This window comes from Rheinheimera faecalis (assembly GCF_021290965.1).
GTDB lineage: Bacteria > Pseudomonadota > Gammaproteobacteria > Enterobacterales > Alteromonadaceae > Pararheinheimera > Pararheinheimera faecalis.
The window spans coordinates 148393-169679 of record NZ_JAJOYT010000008.1 but is presented as its reverse complement, the minus strand read 5'-3'; the positions used below and the strand labels follow the sequence as shown (position 1 = coordinate 169679).

Genomic DNA, 21287 nt, shown 5'->3' with positions numbered 1-21287 from the left:
AGCCTGGTTTTACCAGTTGACATGCCGCGTTTAATTGTCTGAGCCACAAAGTGGATCTCTAAGAAGGTTTATCCCTATTCAGGAAAAATCGTGCTGGCACGCTATTCCTTTTTGGCGACCTGTTATTTACTAGCTCTATAACCCTAAGCTTCTAAATTAGAACGTTTTTCCTCCTTCAGCAACAAATAACTGTGCCTTCTAAGCCAGCGAAAGCGCGAGCCTCCGCTGCGCATCCATTTAAAGCGTAATTTTCGCTGCCCAATCGCGGCTGGCGATTTGTTCATCTTGCGGAAAACCCGGTAGAACTAAAGAGCCTTCACTATTCGCAGTCATCGAAACCGATTTTTGCCATTGACCATTGATTGGATCGAACCATTTCAAGGAATAGGTTTTATCTGGGACGAAGCCTTTTAACTTTGGCAGGACAGCTTTATTTTCAAAATAAAGCAGCGCAAAATCTTTTTCCGCTGTGCGCATCATATAAGACCAACCATCGAGCCCATCCTCTGGGCTGCCCGGAGCCTTACGCACAGATATCTCGTCAGAGGCTAACAATAAATCCTGATAGCGGCGGCCTTCCGAAAGCATAAAGGCATGCAGATGCTGCATGTAGGTGGCGGATTGGTAATTTAATGCATCCCAGATATGCGGCCTGGCACCTGCGGGTTCACCGCTAGAGGTAACGTCATAGGCTGCAGTGCCGTGCACATGGCCAGACAAGCCGCCCGAAAGCACTGAGCCATACATTTGTGCGCGCGCAAAATAATTATCCCGTGCAGAATTTGCCGGAGGTTCTTCACCCGCGGGTTTATTAATTTCGTGCAGCCAGCCGGTGTAATAGGGTTCGAAATTAATAGTTGGATAGGCTGGCGTCAGTTTAAATTGCGTTTCCAATGCCGAACTTACACGATGATCGCGTGGTTTGTTCCCCACGCTGTGCATGTTAAGCCAGGGGACTTGCTCAGTATGACCAAAAGCTTCATAGGTGGAGCGATCAATCAGTACAGTCACAGGTTGGTTAAAGGGCGGTGGGCCATATTTTTTTAAGTGATAGGTCAGCGCCTCATTAAATTGTGCAGCGCTCAGGCTGAACTCTTTTGGGATCCAATCTAAATGAATACCGCTAAAGACGATGTTGTTGGCGCCATAACGCGCAATTAAATACTGCGTGTAACGGGCAAAAGTTTCATTGAAATTAAAATAGGCATGCCATGAAGGGCCCACATCGCGCCGCACAGTTTCCAGCAGCGGCACGAAACCCTGTTGCGACAAATAATTCATTTTGCGGTCGAGGCTTTTGAAATAGGCCGGGTTGATGCGGGTGAAATCTGACACACCTTTATGCTCTGCCGACATCGCAAAAGGCAGATGGCCGTATTCATCGCGCATACTTTTTGCGGTGAACGAACCCCAATAACTGACGCCGCCCGATGCATCTGTGCCTTTTCCGCTTGCTACGTCGTAACCGAATTTTTCCCACGCATTTCTAAGATAAACGCCATTTTGATCAGCATGAGTACTAGGGTTTAAATCTGCATCCCAATTGGGAAAAGCGGCAATCATACTGACGGAGTTAAACCCCTGCTTCTTGCGAAAAGCCACTGCATCTTCAAAACCAATACCAGGGCCTGGTTGGTAGTCATTGGAGGTGGGCGCATTACGAAATGGCAAGCGCCAGGTGGTGCCAGCCAGCCAGGTGTCACCCAGCATAAAGAAGGGCGTTCCATCGGCATATTCAAGGGCATGACCATTTTGCGAGACACGGACAAAACCTTGACGGTTCGGGTTCTGTATTTTTTCAGCAGCAGACCATTCAATGGCAGTGAAGGAACCTGAGTGGCCATTTAGACCAGCATCATCAGGATGGTTGGAGCTACTTTGCCATGTCCATTCGCCCGGCTTGGTGGCCACCACGCGCACCACAAAACGGTTCTCACCATCCCAGAAACCATAGACGCGCTTATCAAAACCTGGTCCCTTCAACTGCACCCAGATATCTACATCGGTGTAATAATTTGGGTAAGACTTTTCTGCAAGCAGCACAATTTCCTGCATCTGCCAGGTATGGATTTGATTTGGTGCCGCTGTGTTAGCTGATGGCGTTGTACAGCCTGCAAGCGCTATTACAGCAACGAGGGCCAGCAGTTTCAGTATGGCTAGCAGTTTAAAAAATCGGTTCATGGGGGGCCTCAGCTGTTTATTGCGCGCTGCTACTGAAATGCAATGTGGGGGCTTGACTGCCATCGCCGTGCTCTGAGTCGTAGAACGACACTTCAAGCGCACCAAGGGGCTGCAGCAAGAGTCCGCGCGTGGTGCCATCGAGCAGGCGTTGTAATACGGGGCGGGGGATTGTTACCAGGGTTTTCCCTTGAGCTTGAGCAACCTCTGTATCAAAAATCATTTGGCCGTTGATGGTCGATTGCAGATCTTTGCCCTGGGTAAAACTGTTGAAGGTGACAGTATTTTGTTGCCAGTTTTCATCGCCGCCGAAAACTTCAAACACTCTTACTTTATCGAACTCAATACCAAAATCTTCTCCCAAAGCGCCTCTGTAGTCGCCACCTTTTTGCACCGATTGGGTGGTTAGCTCCAATACACCCGCTGCTTTGGCTTTTTGGCCGCGAAAGCTTTGTAAGTCCCAGCGCAGCAGTGGGTATTGCCCGGCACTTACAGTGAAAACGCGCGTATTGTCGGATGTCCACTTATTGAAATTCACTAAAGGGAATGCGGAGTTAATAGTTGCATCATGCTTTACCTTCAGATGCTGTGAGAAGCTTTTAAGTGCAGGGATAGGGGGATGATAAACAAGAGGCTCGCCTAGATCCGGTTTTGCATTCTTCACTGGAACCACTTCAGCGCGAAAATAATCTACATCTAAGTGATATTCGCCTGGCCCCCAATCAGTCACTCCAAGTTGTATATTCACTTGATCGCCAGGCACAGCATCCAGGTTGCGTGTCGTCATACTGATCACTTGCCAGTCAGAAGTTTGTCCCAGATCATATTCCCGTAAATGCTCGTGATAATCCGTGGTGCGCTGTGTGTTAATCATAAAGTTGACCCGCCGCGGTGCATGGCTGGGGCGCACGCGCGCTTCGACGCGCAATTCGTAATCCGGGCTTTTCAGCTTTTCCATATCCAGATACTGGGCAACATCACGTTTGATAATGGTCCAATAGATGTTGTGTTGATCTTGAGTAGCATCGACCTGCATACGGGCAAAACCATCCATAGCAACAAACTTCAGCTGCGCCTCGCCATCGCCGGTCAAGGTTTGCCAGCCTGCTACTGATTTATTAAAGTCGTCGACAAAATCGGCCTGACAAAGTGGTGTGAAGAGTAACAGTCCGCCTAATAGAGTGGTTTTTATAGTTTTCATTTTGCATCTCTCTTGAATGGTATACATAGGCCCCAAATGAAGCGGATTTATTGAGGAGCCAGGCAGATCAACTGAAAGCGGGCGCCCACAAGGGACGCCCCTACAGATCATTAGAGCAGGCCTTACTTTTTCGGCTGCATCATGCCGTGCATCTTCAGCCAGCTGCTAAAGGCATTAAACCAGCCAGTACTAGTGGTTTCTTTTGGATACATACCAAAGCCGTGACCACCTTGCTCGTAAAAGTGAAACTCGACTGGCTTCTTGGCTAGATGCCAGCTTTTGATCAGGCCAAAGTCACCATTAGCAAAAAAAGGATCGTCTGCAGCAAGAGCTACGAATAGCGGTGGCGCGTCTGCTGGCACTGTGACTTCAGCCAAAGGGCCATAGATATTGGCGATAAAAGCGGGTTTAGTTTCTTTACCTACCAGTGTAGTTGCCATAGTCAGCATAGCGCCGGCGGAAAAACCTATCATGCCAATACGGTCCGGATCGACCTTCCATTCAGCAGCGCGCTTGCGGATCAGTGTAAAGGCCGCGCTTGAGTCTTCCAGTTGTGGTGCCAGACGCTTCACCATTTCGGATGGTTCTGGGCGGGGTGGCCGGCGGGCAGTACCGGAAAACATCTGCGCCATTTCTTGCTCAAAGGCAGCCATATCGGCCGGTGTTTGGTTTAAGCGATACTTCAGTACAAAGGCGGCAATGCCTTGGCTAGCCAAAGCTTTGGCGACATCCCAGCCTTCGTTGTCCATCGACAAGGTGCGAAAACCACCACCAGGGGCAACAATAACCGCAGCACCGCTGGCTATTTTTGCATCGGGCAGAAATGGAGTCAGGGTGGCGACTGTGACATTACGCGCAAATCTGCTGCCATACTGCGAATGCCATGATTCTTGCGCCTTCGCATCAGGCAGCGGGCCTGTACCAAGTTCTATTGCATTGCTCTGATCGGGGGCTGCTATTGGCGTCATCACATCGTTGGCCTGCGCCACAGCTTGCGCTGTCCATAAATAAGCGGCCAGCAACAGGCTCTGCCGGAACAGGCCAAAGTGTGAGGAGCTGCGATTTATCAGGTTAGTTTTCATCTCGTTCCTTTCCTTGTTGTCTCTTTTGAATAAACAGATTATCCGGGCTATTTCTTGGACGTCCTGACTATTTCTTTGACGTTCGCACTATTATTTTTTGGACGTTCGCACTATGGGTTTAATAGTGCCGTCTTTATTGAAATACACTCGGTCGAGGCTGACTGAACGGCGGTAATTGCCACCGCCCGGCAGGTCTGCGCTGTGATAAGCGAGATAGGTGTTGCCTTTAAAATCAAACATTGCCGGATGGATAGTGGTGGTGTTAGGCAGAGGTTCCATAATGATGCCCTGGTATTTCCATGGGCCTGTAGCGGACGAGCTGGTGGCATAGGCCAGACTTTCCGGAAAACCCGCCGCATACACCAAATAATAGATGCCGTTGTGTTTTGACAGATAAGGGCCTTCTTCGAAATTAGGCAAGGTATCGACAGCATGGATTTTGACCTTGCTGGTATCGCGGTTTTGCATCTTGCCTTGTGCATCCAGGCTGTAGCTTTCGCCTTTCAGATGCACTAAATCGGCTTCAAGCTCAACCCACCATAACTGCTGATTACCCCAATACAGGTAGGCTTTGCCGTCGTCATCAATAAAAACGGCTGGATCTATATTGCGCCAGGTGTGATCTTTATCCTTTGCTGTATCTTCCAGCAAAATCATCGGCATACCGCGTGCGTCTTTAAACGGACCTTCAGGGCTATCTGATACGGCCACGCCAATAGAAAATCCAAATTTCCCTTCGGTTTGGCCACCTTCCACTGCGGCATAAAAATAGTACTTAGACTTGCCCGAAGCATCTTTACGGTGGATCACATGGTGAGCGTAAGCATTGCCTGTTTTTTCATTTCCTCTGGCCCACGGAAAGTCTGAGTAGCGAAATACAGCGCCTTTGTTTTGCCAGTTGACTAAGTCTTTACTGGTCCAAAGCCTATAGTCGTACATCCGATAATCTTTGCCATCCGGCAAGGCTTCATCGTGCGTGCTGTAAAGGTATAAAGTATCACCCAGCACCAAAGCGGCCGGGTCTGCTGTGTAGATCAAGTCACCCACCTGTCTGGTCGGGTCCTGGGTATCGTATTTAATAATAGGGTTGTCGAAGCTTGAGGGCGCTGTCTCTGCCAGCGCTGTACCACAGGCTAATGAGCCTAAGAAAGATAAAGCCAGGCACAGCTGCGCTAAGGGTTTTTTATTTGTACTGAAGGTTTTAACGGTAAACATTGAAGCGTATCCTTAAGCCGCAATAATGGGATAAGGCACAGTGTGTAGAAATTTTCGGCATAACGGAACGGCTATCCTGTTACGAATCCGTTTAATAGCTTTACCTTATTTGGTCAAGAGCTGAGCAGGTTAGAGCTGGGATTTTAAATAAGGATCCTGAGGTATCAGTAGCGGAGAGTTATGGAAAAAACAGTCTGTGTTTTAGAGTGTTATGAGCAGCTTAGACTGAAAAATGGTGTGAACTTAGGCAAAAAAACGGGCGCCCACAAGGGGCGCCCCTACAGCATATATTTAGTGAACTTCAATTAAGCTTTGGCTTTTGCCGACTGAATATACTGGTCCACTAACTGCTCCAGTACATCCAATGGCACTGCGCCGTTTTTCAGTACTACGTCGTGGAACTGGCGGATGTCGAACTTGTCGCCCAACGCTGTTTTGGCTTTTTCGCGCAGTTCCAGCATTTTTAACATACCTACAGTGTAAGCCGTGGCTTGTCCTGGCATGACGATGTAACGTTCAATGGCGTTGACCGCTTCACCTTTGGAGTTTGGAGTGTTGTCAACCAGATACTGAATGGCCTGTTCGCGGGTCCATTTTTTATCATGTAAACCGGTGTCGACCACTAAACGGCAGGCGCGCCACAGTTCCATGGCTAAACGGCCGAAGTCTGAGTAGGGGTCCTGATACATGCCAATCTCTTTTGGCAGGAACTCAGTGTATAAACCCCAACCTTCGATATAGGCAGTATAACCACCAAACTTACGGAACTTAGGCACATTCTCCAGCTCCTGAGAGATGGCAATTTGCATATGGTGACCCGGAATACCTTCATGATAAGCCAAAGCTTCCATTTGATACTTTGGCATGCCACTCATACGGTACAGGTTGGCGTAATAAATACCAGGGCGGCTGCCGTCCATAGAAGGTTGTTCGTAAAAAGCTTTACCAGCGGATTGCTCACGGAACGGCTCTACCGCTTTGACTACCATATCGGCTTTAGGTTTGACGATAAAAAGCTCGTCTAAGCGAGATTTCATTGTATCGATAATACGGGTAGCTTCAGCTAAATAAGCCGCTTTACCTTCTGCTGTATCCGGATAATAGAACTGCGGATCGTCACGCATAAAGGCAAAAAACTGCTGTAAATCACCTTTAAAGCCGACTTTTTTCATGATGCTTTTCATTTCATCATGAATACGCGCCACTTCAGATAAACCCAGCTGGTGAATTTTTTCAGCGCTGTAATCTGTGGTGGTAATACGGGCTAAGCGGGTGGCGTAAAACTTATCGCCATCTTTAAAGCGCCATACCCCATCTTCAGTACCAGCTTTTTCTTCCAGTGTGGTCAGCAACTTGATCAGGTTTTCATAAGCTGGTTTTACGCTGCCGACTAAGGCCAGCTCAGCTTCTTTGATCAGCAAATCTTTTTCAGCTTGTTCCAGCTTTAATTCCTGCACTTTGCCACGGAAATCTGCCAGTAAGGTGCTGTCATTACCGCCGTCAAAAGGCGCGCCGCTGATAATGTTACGGCTGGCTCCTATCACATGAGCAAAGACAAATTTCGGCGGTAACACGCCTGCATCAGCACGGACTTGCAGTAGTTGTTCTAACTGCTTGAAGTAGGTGGTGACATTTTTTAAGCGGCCAATATAAGCTTTGGCATCACTTTCATTGCTAATGCTGTGTTGGTTAATCAGTAGCGATGGCACATTGGAATGGTAGCCATACATTTGATTGACTGGGTAGCTGTATAAATCCCACTTCGCGTCGTCCAGCTCTTCCTGCAAGGCAGCTGTGAGTAATTTCACACTCAACTGACGGCCGCTGTCGAGGCTTTGCATATTCAGCGCCTGCACTAAAGCCAGTTGCTGTTTGGTTTGCTCCAGCTCTTTATCACGATGTGCCTGAGATAAATCGTCCCATTGGTCGTAATTGGTTTTTAGACCTAAACCCGTTTGGGTTTCCGGACTGTTATCCACTGATTGCTGGAAAATACTTTCAAACAGAGCATCTGCTTTTTGGTTTTCTGTCAAAACCACAGTGGCTTCAATGATTTTGCTTTGATCGATAGGGGTAGGAGCCGGTTTACAGCCTGCTACTGTTGCTAAGCTTACCGCCAGCGCCAGTGCTGAGTAACGTAAATGCATAAGTAAATGGACCTTTGTTCTATTAATGGTTAGTCGATGAAAAGAGATAGTAAATCGTTCAGATACCTGGCGCCTTTTGGGCTGATTTGCCAGTGTGTTTCTGTGCTGTTAATTAACCCCAGTTGCTCTGCTTTGGCAAGCGCATCTTCCACAGATGTGATGGGCAAACCGGTGTAAGCGCTGAAATCCTGTTTAGGACAAGCTTCGAGTAAACGAAAGCGGTTCATAAAAAACTCAAAGGCGCGATCATCAGGCTGCACTTCAGTGCTTTCATCCAGATAACCTTTGCTGATATCCATATAACCTTTGGGGTGTTTGATTTTGACCGGCCGAATAATTTTACCTGTCTCTGGCACAGTGATTTTGCCATGAGCACCACAGCCAATACCTAAGTAGTCGCCATAACGCCAGTAGTTCAGGTTATGTCTGCACTGCAGACCAGGCTGGCTGTAGGCTGATATTTCGTACTGAGTGTAGCCATGCTGTTGTAACAACTGATGGCCTTGCTCCTGAATATCCCATAAGGCTTCGTCTTCCGGCAACACAGGAGGGCGGGAGGCAAAGGCGGTATTAGGTTCAATGGTCAGTTGATACCAGGATAAATGCGGCGGTTTTAAATCAATAGCTTGCTGTAAATCGGCCAAAGCTCCTGTGACATTCTGATTGGGCAGGCCGTGCATTAAATCCAGGTTAAAGCTTTTAAGCGGCAAAGTAGCGGCCAGCTGTGCTGCTTTAATGGCTTCATCACAATCATGAATACGGCCCAAGGCTTTGAGTTGTTCGGTCTGAAAACTTTGTACACCAATAGAGAAACGGGTGACACCTGCTGCCACATAAGCGGAAAAACGGGCTGCTTCCACAGTGCCTGGGTTGGCTTCCATGGTGATTTCGCAATCTCTTGTCAACTGAAGCTCTGTACGCACACCATCTAAAATGGCCTGAATACCCTCACCGGTAAAAGTGCTGGGCGTACCGCCGCCAATAAAAATAGAGCTGATTTCGCGGCCCTGCACGTAACCCAGGTCCTGACGTAAATCAGCCAATAAATGGCTGATATATTCCTGCTCCGGGATGCCTTGTTTCACCGCATGCGAGTTAAAGTCGCAATAAGGGCATTTTTGAATACACCATGGAATATGGATATAAAGCGCCAGCGGCGGCAGTTGCAGCTGTGTGGTTGATGCAAGGTTCATCAACCTTGTTCGCCTTTTAATTGTTCGCCTTTTAATAAGGACACCAATAAGCGCAAGGCTTTGCCTCTGTGGCTTAACTGCTTTTTCTGCTCTGCGGTTAATTCAGCTGCAGTGCCTTGGGCATCATTTGGCAAAAATATCGGGTCATAGCCAAAACCACCTGAACCTGCAGCGTCAAAAGCAATTTGACCATGCCAGATGCCATGGGCTATCACAGGAACAGGATCGTCCGCATGACGGACAAAAGCCAATACACAGTGAAACTGAGCTGCACGCTCGCCTTGTGGTACATCTTTTAAATCCGACAGCAATTGCTGCAGGTTTTTTAAATCATTGCCGTGCTCACCGGCATAACGGGCTGAATAAATACCAGGCGCGCCACCTAAAGCATCCACAGCTAAACCTGAATCATCTGCAACAGCGGGTAAACCAGTTAAACGGCTGGCGTGGCGGGCTTTAATCAGCGCGTTTTCAATAAAACTTAAACCATCTTCAATAGCGTCCGGCACCTGAAAATCGGACTGCGGCAACACCTGCCAGTCAAAAGGTGCGAGCAGGGCAGATAACTCGGCTAATTTGCCTTTATTGCCAGTGGCTAAAACAAGTTTATGCATAAGAGAAACCTTTGAAACAAAAGGCTCAGTGGATACTGAGCCAGATAAACAGGGGATTATTCGGTATAAAACATCTGTGAGAACTCTAACTTTTGGTTTTCTGTGCCTTGCCAGATATCCAGCTTAAAGTTCAGGTGTTTTTGGTCGTGCACCGGCACCTGGGCCAGATAATAAATGGCATCCCCTTCTTTCACTTCACGAAAGGTCAGTTCAATCTGCTTTTGAGTTAAATCAGTGGCGGTGCCTGAAATTCGCACCTGTTGTGCTTTTTGGTCTTTGCTGTTCAGAACCGAAATATTCAGCACTGCCTCGTACCTGCTGCGCTGTAACTGGTAACTTTGTGCCACTTTGGCATCGAGCATGGTGCTGTCAAAAGCGATGTAATGTACATCCCATGGCCCCAGCACTTTTTTTTGTTCAGCCTGAAGTGGGCTTACAAAAAAGGCCAGAACCAGGCTTGCTACCAACAGATAAATTTTCATCAGGACTCCAGATAGGGTTGTAAGGCATCGGGAACAGAGCAGGGAGCGACAATGCGCCATTTTTTCTGCCGACTCAGTTCGCCTTTTTCCAGCAGCACCTGACGTTTAGGAACGTCAAAACACAATGCCAGAAACTGCTGTAAATGCGCATTGGCTTTGCCATCAACAGGAGGTGCTTTAATCGCTACCTTGATGGCATCGCCATGCAGACCTAAAAACTGATCACGACTGGCGCCTGGCTGCACATGCAATTGCAGAAGGACATCGCCATTGGCCAGTCGGGTTAACATTTAGAAACCACGTAACATATTACTCAATAAAATCTGGATAAACTGGATACCTAACAGCACCACCAGTAAAGACAAATCCAGACCACCCATCACAGGGACTACTCTGCGTACCGGACGTAATAAAGGTTCGGTTAATTGGTGCATCACCAGCTCTACCGGATTACGGCCCTGACTGAACCAGCTCAGTAAAGCGCGGATCACTAAAATCCAGAATGCCAGTTGTAGCGCTTCGGTGATCAGCAATACCAAGGCACTTAACGGCAGATAGATATAAAGCACCTGACCTAATTGCAGCAGTTGTACTATAGCCACATGCAGCACACAAATGGCAAAAGCAAAGATCCAACTAGCCGTGTCGACCGGGCCCATGCTTGGCAGAAAACGGCGCAGCGGAACAATGGCCGGATTAGTCGCCTTGACCACAAACTGGCTGAACGGATTGTAAAAATCAGCTTTAGCGCTTTGCAACCAAATGCGTAATAACACCACCATCAGATAAAGTTTGATCAGGCTGCTTAACAGAAAAAAGAATGCTTCGGTCATTATGAGTCCTTAAAGAGTTTTTGCCATTTCTTCAGCACGGCGTATCGCTGCATACATGGCGTCTTTGACCATGCTTTCAAGATTATGTTGTTTAAAAGTTTCAATAGCTTCGTGAGTGGTGCCACCTTTGGAAGTCACCTGAGCACGCAAAGCTTCAAAAGATAGCTCTGACTGATTGGCCATAGTGGCTGCACCTAAAGCCGTTTGCGCCACCATAGCTTTGGCCTGCGTTTCATCAAAACCAAGCTCTTGCGCGACTTGTTGCATGGCCTGCATAAAATAGAAGAAGTAGGCCGGTGCACTGCCAGTGACGGCAATAATAGCGTTGATGTCCTGCTCTTTTTCCAGCCAGACCGTTTTGCCTGTGCCTGCAAACAGCTTTTCAGTAAAGGATTGCTCGTAGACAGAGCAGCGGCTTGGGAATAAACCTGTGACGCCTAAACCGACCAAAGCCGGAGTATTTGGCATAGCACGGATAATACGTACCTGGCCCAATAACTGTTCAAAACGCTCAACAGAAATACCAGCGGCGACTGAAATAAACAGCTTTTCCTGACATTCAGGGGCTTGTTCTACCAGTTGCTGACAAACTTCAGCCATCATCTGTGGTTTCACCGCCAGTACTATGACATCAGCTTTGGTTACAGCTTCGATATTGTCTGTGGTGGTTTCAATCTTGTACTGGTCTTTTAAAACTTTTAACTTTTCAGCATTACGGTTGGCGGCAATAATATTTTCAGCCGGATAACCCTGCTGAATCATACCGCCAATAATGCACTGCGCCATATTGCCAGCGCCGATAAATGCGACTGTGTTATCTATCATCAGAATGTGTTTCCCTGGCTCCAAAAATGGCCGTGCCTAATCTTATCATAGTAGAACCAAAGCGCAGAGCGTCTTGCCAGTCATCTGACATGCCCATGGAAAGTTCTTTTGCATCAGGATGTTGTTGTTGCAATTGCAGTGACAGCTTTTGCATTTGCGCAAAAGCTTCAGCGCCTTTGCCTGGTTCTGGAATAGCCATTAAACCTTTGAGTCTAAGCTGCGGTAATTTGGCGACTGAAGCTGCTAATCCGGCTAAGTCGGCAGGGTTTATACCTGATTTGGACTCTTCGCCACTGATATTAACCTGCAGCAGCACCTGAAGTGGTGTTTTATCCAAAGGGCGCTGTGCTGATAAACGTTCTGCAATTTTTAATCTGTCTATGCTGTGAACCCAATCGGCATACAGTGCTATGTCTTTGGTTTTGTTCGACTGAATAGGACCAATAAAATGCCATTCTATGCCGTCAAGCTGGTGCAGTTCTGTTGCTTTACTGACCAGTTCCTGCACATAGTTTTCACCAAAAGCGCGTTGACCCGCCTGATAGGCCGCAGCAACAGAGGCTGCAGGTTTGGTTTTACTAACGGCAATAAGCCGACTTTGTTGGTTTAATTGCTGTTTTGTCTGAAATTCTGTGATGGCGTTGTAGGCTGATTTCAACGCTTCTGCTATGTTGTTTGTCATATCAACTCTGTTTTTAGCCCTTGCTTTGGAGTGCTTTCCACCATGGATATTACCGAATTACTCGCTTTTAGTGTGCAACATAAAGCCTCGGACTTACATTTATCAGCTGGTGTACCGCCACTGATCCGGGTGGATGGGGATGTGCGACGTTTAAATATTCCGGCTTTAGACCATAAAGCAGTGCACTCTTTGGTGTACGACATTATGAATGACCGTCAGCGTAAAGAATACGAAGAAAAGCTCGAATCCGATTTTTCTTTTGAAGTGCCGGGTTTAGCGCGTTTTCGTGTCAATGCTTTTGTGCAAAACCGCGGCGCTGCCGCCGTGTTTCGTACCATCCCAAGTGACGTATTAAGCCTTGAAGATTTAAATGCACCAGAAGTATTTCGCAGTATTTCGGACAACCCTCGAGGTCTGGTGCTGGTGACTGGTCCTACAGGCTCGGGTAAATCCACTACTTTGGCGGCTATGATTGACTACATCAACACCACCAAAAACCATCATATTCTGACGATAGAAGATCCTATTGAATTTGTGCACCAGAATAAACTGAGTTTAATCAACCAGCGTGAAGTGCACCGTGATACTCATAGTTTTAGCAATGCACTGCGCTCAGCCCTACGTGAAGACCCTGATGTAATACTGGTCGGTGAGCTGCGGGATTTAGAAACCATTCGTCTGGCGATGACAGCAGCTGAAACCGGTCATTTGGTGTTTGGTACTTTGCATACTACCTCAGCACCAAAAACCATAGACAGGATTATTGACGTATTCCCAGGCGAAGAAAAAGCCATGGTGCGCTCTATGTTGTCTGAATCATTGAGAGCTGTTATTTCACAAACGCTGTTGAAGAAAAACGGCGGTGGCAGGGTTGCAGCACATGAAATTATGCTGGGGGTTCCGGCCATTCGAAACTTAATTCGTGAAGATAAAATTGCCCAGATGTATTCAGTGATCCAGACCGGCGCCTCTCATGGTATGCAAACCATGGATCAATGCCTGATTAATCTGGTCAGCCGTGGTGTGATCAATCAAAAAGATGCATTGTCCAAAGCTCAGGATAAAAACTCCTTTAACAGCATGGGCTCTATGGGCCGGATGGGGCAATAGCAATGGGCTTAATCGACTATTTACATAAAATGGTGGCTGCTGGTGCTTCGGATTTATTTATCACGGCTGGCCTTGCGGCATCCGCCAAAATTAACGGTGAAATGCAGCCGATCGCCGAACAAGTGCTGAACCCTGAGCAATCTCTGGAGCTGGTTTTATCGGCTATGACCGCCAAACAACAAGCCCAGTTTCAAAAAGATAAAGAATGTAACTTCGCTATTGCCAATGACGCCGGACGTTTTCGGGTATCTGCCTTTTGGCAACGAGATCAGGCCGGTATGGTGGTGCGTCGTATTGTCACTACTATCCCAAAAGCAGATGATTTAGGCCTACCGCCTGTACTCAAAGACATCATTATGTCCAAACGTGGGCTGGTGCTTTTTGTTGGCGGCACTGGCGCTGGTAAATCCACCTCACTGGCAGCGTTACTTGGTTATCGCAATCAAAATGCCCGTGGTCATATTTTAACCATCGAAGATCCAATTGAATTTGTGCACGATCACCAAAAAAGCCTGGTGACGCAGCGCGAAGTGGGTATTGATACCGAGTCGTTTGAAGCTGCGCTGAAAAGCTCGTTACGTCAGGCACCTGATGTGATACTTATCGGTGAAATCCGTAGTCAGGATACGATGGAATACGCCTTGTCTTTTGCAGAAACCGGCCATTTATGTATCGCCACTTTGCACGCCAACAACGCCAATCAGGGCATAGACCGTATTATGCATTTGGTGCCTAAAGAAAAACACGGCAAATTACTCTTTGATTTATCACTGAATTTACGCGCTATAGTAGCCCAACAACTGGTGCCTACTATGGATGGTAAAAAACGGGTGGCAGCTATTGAAGTGCTGCTCAATTCACCGCTGATTGCCGATTTAATTAAACGTGGTGAGATAGGGGAAATCAAAGCGGTGATGAGCAAATCCCGTGAACTGGGTATGCAAACTTTTGACCAGGCGCTGTACGATTTATACAAAGCAGGCCAAATCAGCCACGCCGATGCGCTGCATTATGCTGACTCACCCAATGATTTACGTTTAATGATGAAACTGCAGGAAGGCACAACAGGCTCAGGTTTATTGTCTGGCGTGACAGTGGCAGGTTTAACGGATAATGATTAAGTCGGGGCTGGGACTATCCAGCCCTTATTATTTCAACTCAGCGGTCCTGGCCTGCCAAATAAGTAGCCCTGAGCTTTATCACAACCTATGTCTTTTAAGATCTGATATTGCGCAGTAGTTTCCACCCCTTCTGCGATAATGGTCAGTTGTAAGGCTTTGCCTAAAGCGCAGATGGCGCGGACTATCTCCGCGCTGCTGCGATCCTGTTCCAGACTGACAATAAAAGCTCTGTCTATTTTTAAGCAATCAATGGGCAGTTCGCGCAAACGGCTTAAGGACGAATAACCTGTGCCAAAGTCGTCTACCGAGATACGGGCACCCAGACTGCGCAGCTGTTCCAGCGTGCTCAACAAGCTTTGGCTTTGACTCAGGGCTGTTTCTGTAATTTCAAAATAAATCAAAGACAAAGAGACGTTGAACCGGATTGCCAGCAGCCTGATTTTCTCAGCCAGCAGTTGATCTTCTAATTGCCGCACCGACAGATTGATAGAAACAGTGATATCTGTACCATAACGCTGGATCAGCCCTGCGATATCTTTAAACACCTGCTGCAGCACCCAGTCGCCTACTTCGTTAATCAGACTACTTTGTTCAGCCACTTTAATAAAACGATCCGGTGGAATAAAACCCATAGTGGGATGAGTCCAGCGGATCAGCGCTTCAAAACCTCTTAGCTCTTCATCCCGGATCCGTACTATCGGCTGGTAATACATTAATAGTTCGCCGGTTTTATACAGGGCTGTTTTCAGATCTTTTTCAATCTGCACCCTTTGTCTGGTTTTTTCTGCCATCAAAGGGTTAAAAAATGTGAATCTGTTCCTGCCATCGTCTTTGGCTGCAAACATGGCTAAATCAGCACATTTCAGCAGTTCTTCGTAACTGGTCGCGTCGTCCGGATAGCAGGCAATACCTATGCTGGCAGAGACATTCACTATATTGTCCTGCAATGAAATATCCTGAGCTAAGGTATGCAATATTTTTTCAGCGATACGCAGGCAGTCGGATGGATGATGAATATCGGGCACCACCAGTACAAACTCATCACCACCGACACGAGTGGCCACATCCCCGGCGCGGGTGAGTTTGCAAATGCGTTTGGCGACTTCTTGTAGTAATAAATCACCAGCGTGGTGACCTAAGGTATCGTTCACCAGCTTAAAACCATCCAGATCCAAATATAAAATACCTAACATGCTTTGATTTCTGTCGGCCCTGACCAGTTCTGTTTTCAACATTTTCTCAAGCTTGACGCGATTGCCAAGCCCGGTTAAATGATCGCTAAATGCGAGTGTGGCCAGATTTTCTTCAGCACGCCTAAGCGCAGAGATGTCAGAGAACATCACTACATAATGGCTGATAGTTCCTTTGGTCATGGGTGAACGTACTTTACACAGGTGCTGCCAGGTCGGAAAATGTGAGCCGTCTTTGCGCTTACACTCCACTTCTCCGCTCCAGTGACTGGAACTTAATTCCTGCAATCGGATAGAAACAGGAGATGCCAGTTGTTGCGGGTATAAAAAATCATCCGGCTGCAGACCTTGTACTTCAGCTTCACTGTAGCCTGTCACCAGACTAAAAGCCGGGTTTACCGACAGCACTTTACCTGCTTCGTCCAGGACTAAAATGGCTTCTGATGTGGTTTTAAAAACAGTACTGGCCTGACGTAACTGCAGTTCTTCTTTTTGCTTATGGGTGACATCGCGCAGTATTCCGCTGATCAGGTGTTGATTCTGCGAGGTCTGAAAATGCCCAAACAATTCTATGTAGCGTGGCGGCTTGTTCTGAGCTGACATAAAGACCGCATTAAAATCCCGTTTGCGTGCAAAAAGCCGCGACAAACGTTGATGTTCATCGCTTGCAAGCATGGCTTTTAACTGTGAAAGACCTCCTGATTGGGAGGCATAGGCCTGTTGCTGGTCGTAAAAGTTACCGTCTATTTCCAGTTGGTCTGTGGATAAATCCAGTTGCCAGTGACTCATTTTTGCCGCGTTCAATGTCAGTTGCAGTCGTTGTTCTGAGCGACGGACTTTCAATTCGGCCTGGTGTCTGATCAGCGCCATGCGAATGCTTGCCTCCAGCTCACGACGGTCAAAAGGTTTGATCAGATAACCGTGTGGAAAAGACTTTTCGGCCTGCTCCAACACATTTTCATCACAGAAAGCGGTTAGAAAAATAACCGGCACATCCATTTGTTTTTTTAACTGTTCAGCGGCTTCAGTGCCACGCATTTTGTCTGCCAGCTGAATATCCATCAGCACCAAATCGGGCGGGTACTCCATAGCTTTTGCTACCACATCCTCACCCCGCGCTACTGTGCCAGTCACTTTGTGGCCTAAGTCTTCCAGTGTACTTTTTAAGTCCAGAGAAACGACATACTCGTCTTCAACAATCAGAATATTACTCTGCATAACCTTATTCCCTGGTTGATGAAAAATGAATGGAATAGAGGGTGCCCTGATGCCTGCTTAGTTCTATCTGAGCGCCTAACTGCGAAATAAAGGCCGGTATCAATTGCATGCCCAAAGAGTTGCCCTGACCTAATTCAATACTTTCAGGCAAGCCTATGCCGTTATCGCCTATTTCCAGTGTTATTCTGTGTTCGCTTTGTGTTAAGGCCAGTGTGACCTTACCTTTTTGATGATCTGGAAAGGCATGTTTAATGCTGTTGGTCAGTATTTCAGTGGCTAATAATCCGCAGGGAATGGCTTGTTCAAGCGCCAGTACTATCTGTTCGTCCATTTCTGCAAAATCGAAGCTGATAAAGTCGGCGTTAGTCAGGGTTTGCCTGACTAACTGGCAAAGTTGCCGTAAATAATTGGCCAGAGGTACTGAAGAGAAATCACGTTTTTCGTAAAGTAACTGGTGAGTCAGTGCCATGGTGCGAACCCGCAGCTGGCTCTCCAGCAATACTTGTTTTAGTTCAGGTGTTGCGCCGCGCGATCGTAAACTGAGTAGGCTGGACACAATCTGCAGATTGTTTTTCACTCTGTGGTGAACTTCGTTGAGTAATAAAGTGCGTTCAGCGAGCAAGGCTGTTTTTTCATCAATGATGCCTTGCAGGTTTTGCTGCGCTTCTTTAGCGGCTGATACATCAGTGATGGTCGCCAGTACAGCAGCTTTTTTATCACCTTCAAGATAAGTTAAACCAATTTCTACCGGAAACTCTGAGTTGTCTTTGCGTTTTGCATACAGCTCTCTGTGCTGCCCCATGGGTCTGGTCGTCGGGGCGAGCATAAAGCCCTGACGTAATTGAGGATGGTGCTGCTGGTAGCGCTCCGGTAACAAAGTTTCTATAGGTAGCCCTGTCAGCTGACCTGCTTCATAGCCGAACATTTGTAAGGCTCTGGTATTGGCCAGCGTAATAAGACCCTGGGAATCAATAGAGACAAGTCCATCCGCTGTACTGTCAAACACGCGGCGAAACCGGGTTTCGCTATCCTGCAATTCCTGTTCACTGCGTTTTCTGCTGGTAATTTCGATGCCTGAAGGTACCAGAAAGCTCAGTTGCTGATTGTCGTCATAAACCGGGGCCAGCATAAAATCGATGATGACGATGTCGTCTTTCATTTGCGCTGTGATATCAAAACGGCTGATGATACCGGCTCTGGCGTCTTGCACTGCTTTTTCTATCCGCTTAGCCGATTCAGTATCGTGTTGCCACCAGAAGCAGTCCCAGAATTTTTTATGACGGACCTGATCCAGTGTTAAACCAGCCAGCATTAATGGCGGGCTGTTGGAGTCCAGCAAGGTACCGTCCGGCGACAAAATACCAACAAAGGTAAACATATTGTCGAGAATTTTCCGCAGGCGGTCTAAATCATCTTTACGGGTTTGTTGCACAAACCAATCCATGGTGTTGTTCAAGGCAACCACAGCTATACCACAAAGCTGTTGTTCCGCATTAAAGAGTGGAATATAGGAACCAGACCATTGCGAGTGACCTGAGTTATTGGTGCCATCTCCGATCACGCTAAAGTTGAGTAAAGCTTTGCCGGTATCCCGTACTTGCTCCAGCATCGGCATAATGGTTTCGGCCATAGCTGGTAATACTTCAGCCACTGTACGACCTAAATGCTGCTCTATCGCAACACCGTTAAATTCGGCCAAAATAGAGTTGATGCTGATATAACGAAAGGATTTGTCTAACACAGCAATACCAGTCGGCAGGGTGTGACTAAGCGCATCCAGCGCCAGAGCTTTTAGTTCAAAACTTGATTCCATGTCTGTTCGCCTTGAATTCCATGTTTTCAACTTAGACACAAGTGCTTGTTTTATCAAGGCTGCAAAGAAAAACAAAAAAGCCCCACTAGTGGGGCTAAGCTGCTATGGAAGAGTTTCTACAAACGGCAAGGCGGAATTTATCAGGATAAAGGCGACTGGTCAGGTAAAGGGCCAGCATCTGCTGGTGCTTGCTCTGAAACAAAACTAAAACGTGGCACCAGTTCACCAGCGACTTCGACATTGCTGATAAACATCTCCAGTGGGCGCACCCATAAGCCAAAGTCACCGTATAACGCTCTGTACAGCACCAGTTCTTCATCGGTTTCGCTGTGACGTACCAGCGACAGCACCTGATACAAAGGGCCTTTATAGTGGCGGTAGAAACCGGTTTTAATCGCCATAAGCGCCGCCGTTTTCAAACCAGCTTTCTAAGATCAGTTTGGCAGAGAGGCTGTCGACCAATTCTTTGCTGAGTTTTTTAAAACCACCTTCAGCAAACAGCTGTGAACGGGCATCTACAGTAGTTAAACGTTCATCCTGAGTTTTTACCTGCAGACCATAACGACCGTGCAGGCGATTGACAAATTTATGCACACGGGCAGTAAAAGGCTGCTCTGTGCCGTCCATATTCAAAGGCAAACCCACCACCAGCAACTTAGGTTGCCATTCTTTGATTAAAGCTTCGATTTGATCCCAGTTTGGAATACCGTCCTGAGCTTTTAAGGCTTTGAGCATAGTGGCTGTGCCTGTCATACTTTGACCTACAGCCACACCAATACTTTTTAAACCATAGTCAAAAGCTAAAACTGTTACGCTACTACTCATCAGGCGTGACCTGCTTCTGGGCTAAGTTGCCAGACTTCAATGCCCATCGCATGAGCGGCACCTTGCCATTTTTCGGCATGGCTCATTTCAAAAATAATATTGTTGTCGGCCGGGATCATCAGCCAGCTGTTTTCTGCCATTTCTTTTTCCAGTTGGCCTGCACTCCAGCCAGCATAACCTAAGGCCAGAATAAACTTTTCAGGCGCGTCCTCTGTCGTGAGCTTTTCTAAAATATCGCGTGAAGTTGTCACCATCAGCTCGTTATTCAGCCGCATACTGCTGGTGTAGCCTTCTTTTGGCGTATGCAACACAAAACCACGATCACTTTGCACAGGGCCACCGGCACAAACATGAGCTTTCGCCGCCCGGCTTTCTATATCGTGTTCAATCTGCAACTGGCTCAAAAGTTCGGTCACTTTAACCGGCATAGGATGGTTAATCACTATGCCCATAGCACCTTCGGCATTGTGCTCACAAATATAAGTGACACTACGTTTAAACATCGGGTCATCAAGACCCGGCATAGCAATCAATAAATGATTCTGAAAATTGTCCATATAACCGCCTTAGGACTCTGCTTGATTTGGTTTTAACCGCTAGCTCTGCTTTAACAGTAGTTCAATCTGGTCAAATAACATGCCGGTGATATTCACAGGAAATGCTGCTTCAATTTCGCGGATACAAGTTGGGCTTGTGACATTAATTTCAGTCAGTCGGTCACCAATAATATCAAGGCCAACAAAAATCAGACCTTTAGCTTTAAGGGTAGGACCAACAGCGCGGGCAATGGCCCAGTCACTTTCGGTTAAAGGACGAGCTTCACCACGGCCACCTGCTGCTAAATTGCCACGGGTTTCACCACTGGCTGGAATACGGGCTAAACAATAAGGCACAGGTTCGCCGTTCACCACCAGCACTCGTTTATCGCCATCTTTAATTTCAGGAATAAAACGCTGTGCCATGGCATAACGACTACCATGTTCTGTCAGGGTTTCAATAATGACGCTGACGTTCGCATCGTCCGGCTTTAAACGGAAAATGGAAGCGCCGCCCATACCATCCAGAGGTTTTAAGATCACATCCTGTTCTTGCTGGTAAAAGGCCTTTAAACGAGCCGCATCGCGGGTCACCAGAGTTTTTGGTGTATGTTCAGCAAACCAGGCTGTGTAGAGTTTTTCGTTGGCATCACGCAGGCTTTGCGGTTTATTTACAATCAGCGTGCCTTCATCTTCTGCTCTTTCTAAAATGTAAGTCGCGTAGAGAAATTCAGTGTCAAAAGGTGGATCTTTACGCATTAAGATCACGTCTAAATCGGATAAAGCGATGTCCTGTGCACCACCAAAGTCATACCAGTGTTCGCCATTTTGCTGCACAGATAAAAGTCGGGTGCGGGCACGGGCCTGACCTTCGATTAAATACAGGTCGTTCATTTCCATGTAATGCAGCTGATAACCACGGGACTGAGCTTGCAATAACATGGCAAAACTGGAGTCTTTTTTGATATTGATGTCCGCGATTGGGTCCATCACTATGCCTAATTTAATCATCTTCACTCCTG

20 protein-coding genes are annotated in these 21287 nt (G+C 47.2%); 2 read left to right on the top strand and 18 right to left on the bottom strand.

Annotated elements, in window-relative coordinates:
* Window positions 1–237: 237 nt before the first annotated feature.
* The 12 genes from LSG34_RS14635 to LSG34_RS14580 form a co-directional block, all read right to left on the bottom strand.
* Window positions 238–2181, bottom strand: a complete 1944-nt coding sequence (locus LSG34_RS14635) for an apiosidase-like domain-containing protein (protein ID WP_233009830.1) — start codon at window positions 2179–2181, stop codon at window positions 238–240.
* A 16-nt stretch (window positions 2182–2197) separates the two neighbouring features.
* Complete coding sequence (locus LSG34_RS14630) at window positions 2198–3379, bottom strand: hypothetical protein (protein WP_233009829.1); 1182 nt, start codon at window positions 3377–3379, stop codon at window positions 2198–2200.
* Window positions 3380–3501: 122 nt separating this feature from the next.
* Window positions 3502–4461, bottom strand: a complete 960-nt coding sequence (locus LSG34_RS14625) for an alpha/beta hydrolase (protein WP_233009828.1) — start codon at window positions 4459–4461, stop codon at window positions 3502–3504.
* 90 nt (window positions 4462–4551) lie between these two features.
* Complete coding sequence (locus LSG34_RS14620; protein ID WP_233009827.1) at window positions 4552–5676, bottom strand: glycoside hydrolase family 43 protein; 1125 nt, start codon at window positions 5674–5676, stop codon at window positions 4552–4554.
* Between the two features lie 305 nt (window positions 5677–5981).
* Window positions 5982–7823 (bottom strand): DUF885 domain-containing protein, encoded by a 1842-nt coding sequence (locus LSG34_RS14615; protein ID WP_233009826.1) that lies wholly within the window; start codon window positions 7821–7823, stop codon window positions 5982–5984.
* Between the two features lie 29 nt (window positions 7824–7852).
* On the bottom strand, window positions 7853–9016 hold the full coding sequence (hemW, locus tag LSG34_RS14610; RefSeq protein ID WP_233009825.1) for a radical SAM family heme chaperone HemW: 1164 nt from the start codon (window positions 9014–9016) through the stop codon (window positions 7853–7855).
* Entirely contained in the window at window positions 9016–9630 is a 615-nt protein-coding gene (gene rdgB / locus LSG34_RS14605; protein WP_233009824.1) for an RdgB/HAM1 family non-canonical purine NTP pyrophosphatase, read from the bottom strand. Before rdgB ends, hemW begins: the two co-directional genes overlap by 1 nt.
* Before the next feature lie 56 nt (window positions 9631–9686).
* A complete protein-coding gene (locus tag LSG34_RS14600; RefSeq protein WP_233009823.1) occupies window positions 9687–10112 on the bottom strand; it encodes a DUF4426 domain-containing protein in 426 nt (141 codons plus the stop codon).
* Window positions 10112–10402 carry a DUF167 family protein gene (locus LSG34_RS14595; protein WP_233009822.1) on the bottom strand — a complete coding sequence of 97 codons (291 nt, stop codon included), beginning with the start codon at window positions 10400–10402 and terminating at the stop codon, window positions 10112–10114. Before LSG34_RS14595 ends, LSG34_RS14600 begins: the two co-directional genes overlap by 1 nt.
* On the bottom strand, window positions 10403–10945 hold the full coding sequence (locus tag LSG34_RS14590) for a YggT family protein (protein ID WP_233009821.1): 543 nt from the start codon (window positions 10943–10945) through the stop codon (window positions 10403–10405).
* Window positions 10946–10954: 9 nt separating this feature from the next.
* Window positions 10955–11770: a pyrroline-5-carboxylate reductase gene (gene proC, locus LSG34_RS14585; protein WP_233009820.1), complete on the bottom strand. Its 816-nt coding sequence runs from the start codon at window positions 11768–11770 to the stop codon at window positions 10955–10957.
* Window positions 11760–12452, bottom strand: coding sequence for a YggS family pyridoxal phosphate-dependent enzyme (locus LSG34_RS14580; RefSeq protein ID WP_233009819.1), 693 nt, complete (start codon window positions 12450–12452; stop codon window positions 11760–11762). Before LSG34_RS14580 ends, proC begins: the two co-directional genes overlap by 11 nt.
* A 42-nt stretch (window positions 12453–12494) precedes the next feature.
* On the opposite strand from LSG34_RS14580, the gene LSG34_RS14575 reads away from it, so the two are divergent.
* On the top strand, window positions 12495–13562 hold the full coding sequence (locus LSG34_RS14575) for a type IV pilus twitching motility protein PilT (RefSeq protein ID WP_233009818.1): 1068 nt from the start codon (window positions 12495–12497) through the stop codon (window positions 13560–13562).
* 2 nt (window positions 13563–13564) lie between these two features.
* A complete protein-coding gene (locus LSG34_RS14570) occupies window positions 13565–14683 on the top strand; it encodes a PilT/PilU family type 4a pilus ATPase (protein WP_233009817.1) in 1119 nt (372 codons plus the stop codon).
* Between the two features lie 32 nt (window positions 14684–14715).
* Here LSG34_RS14570 and LSG34_RS14565 read toward each other — a convergent pair whose 3' ends face one another.
* The 6 genes from LSG34_RS14565 to gshB form a co-directional block, all read right to left on the bottom strand.
* Entirely contained in the window at window positions 14716–17091 is a 2376-nt protein-coding gene (locus tag LSG34_RS14565; protein WP_233009816.1) for a two-component system response regulator, read from the bottom strand.
* 4 nt (window positions 17092–17095) lie between these two features.
* Entirely contained in the window at window positions 17096–18904 is a 1809-nt protein-coding gene (locus LSG34_RS14560) for a PAS domain-containing sensor histidine kinase (protein ID WP_233009815.1), read from the bottom strand.
* A 140-nt stretch (window positions 18905–19044) separates the two neighbouring features.
* On the bottom strand, window positions 19045–19305 hold the full coding sequence (locus LSG34_RS14555) for a DUF1653 domain-containing protein (RefSeq protein ID WP_233009814.1): 261 nt from the start codon (window positions 19303–19305) through the stop codon (window positions 19045–19047).
* Window positions 19295–19729, bottom strand: coding sequence for a Holliday junction resolvase RuvX (ruvX, locus tag LSG34_RS14550; RefSeq protein WP_008897896.1), 435 nt, complete (start codon window positions 19727–19729; stop codon window positions 19295–19297). The genes LSG34_RS14555 and ruvX overlap by 11 nt, the downstream gene beginning before the upstream one ends.
* Window positions 19729–20286 carry a YqgE/AlgH family protein gene (locus LSG34_RS14545; RefSeq protein WP_233009813.1) on the bottom strand — a complete coding sequence of 186 codons (558 nt, stop codon included), beginning with the start codon at window positions 20284–20286 and terminating at the stop codon, window positions 19729–19731. Before LSG34_RS14545 ends, ruvX begins: the two co-directional genes overlap by 1 nt.
* A gap of 39 nt (window positions 20287–20325) precedes the next feature.
* On the bottom strand, window positions 20326–21276 hold the full coding sequence (gshB, locus tag LSG34_RS14540; RefSeq protein ID WP_233009812.1) for a glutathione synthase: 951 nt from the start codon (window positions 21274–21276) through the stop codon (window positions 20326–20328).
* Window positions 21277–21287 lie beyond the last annotated feature (11 nt).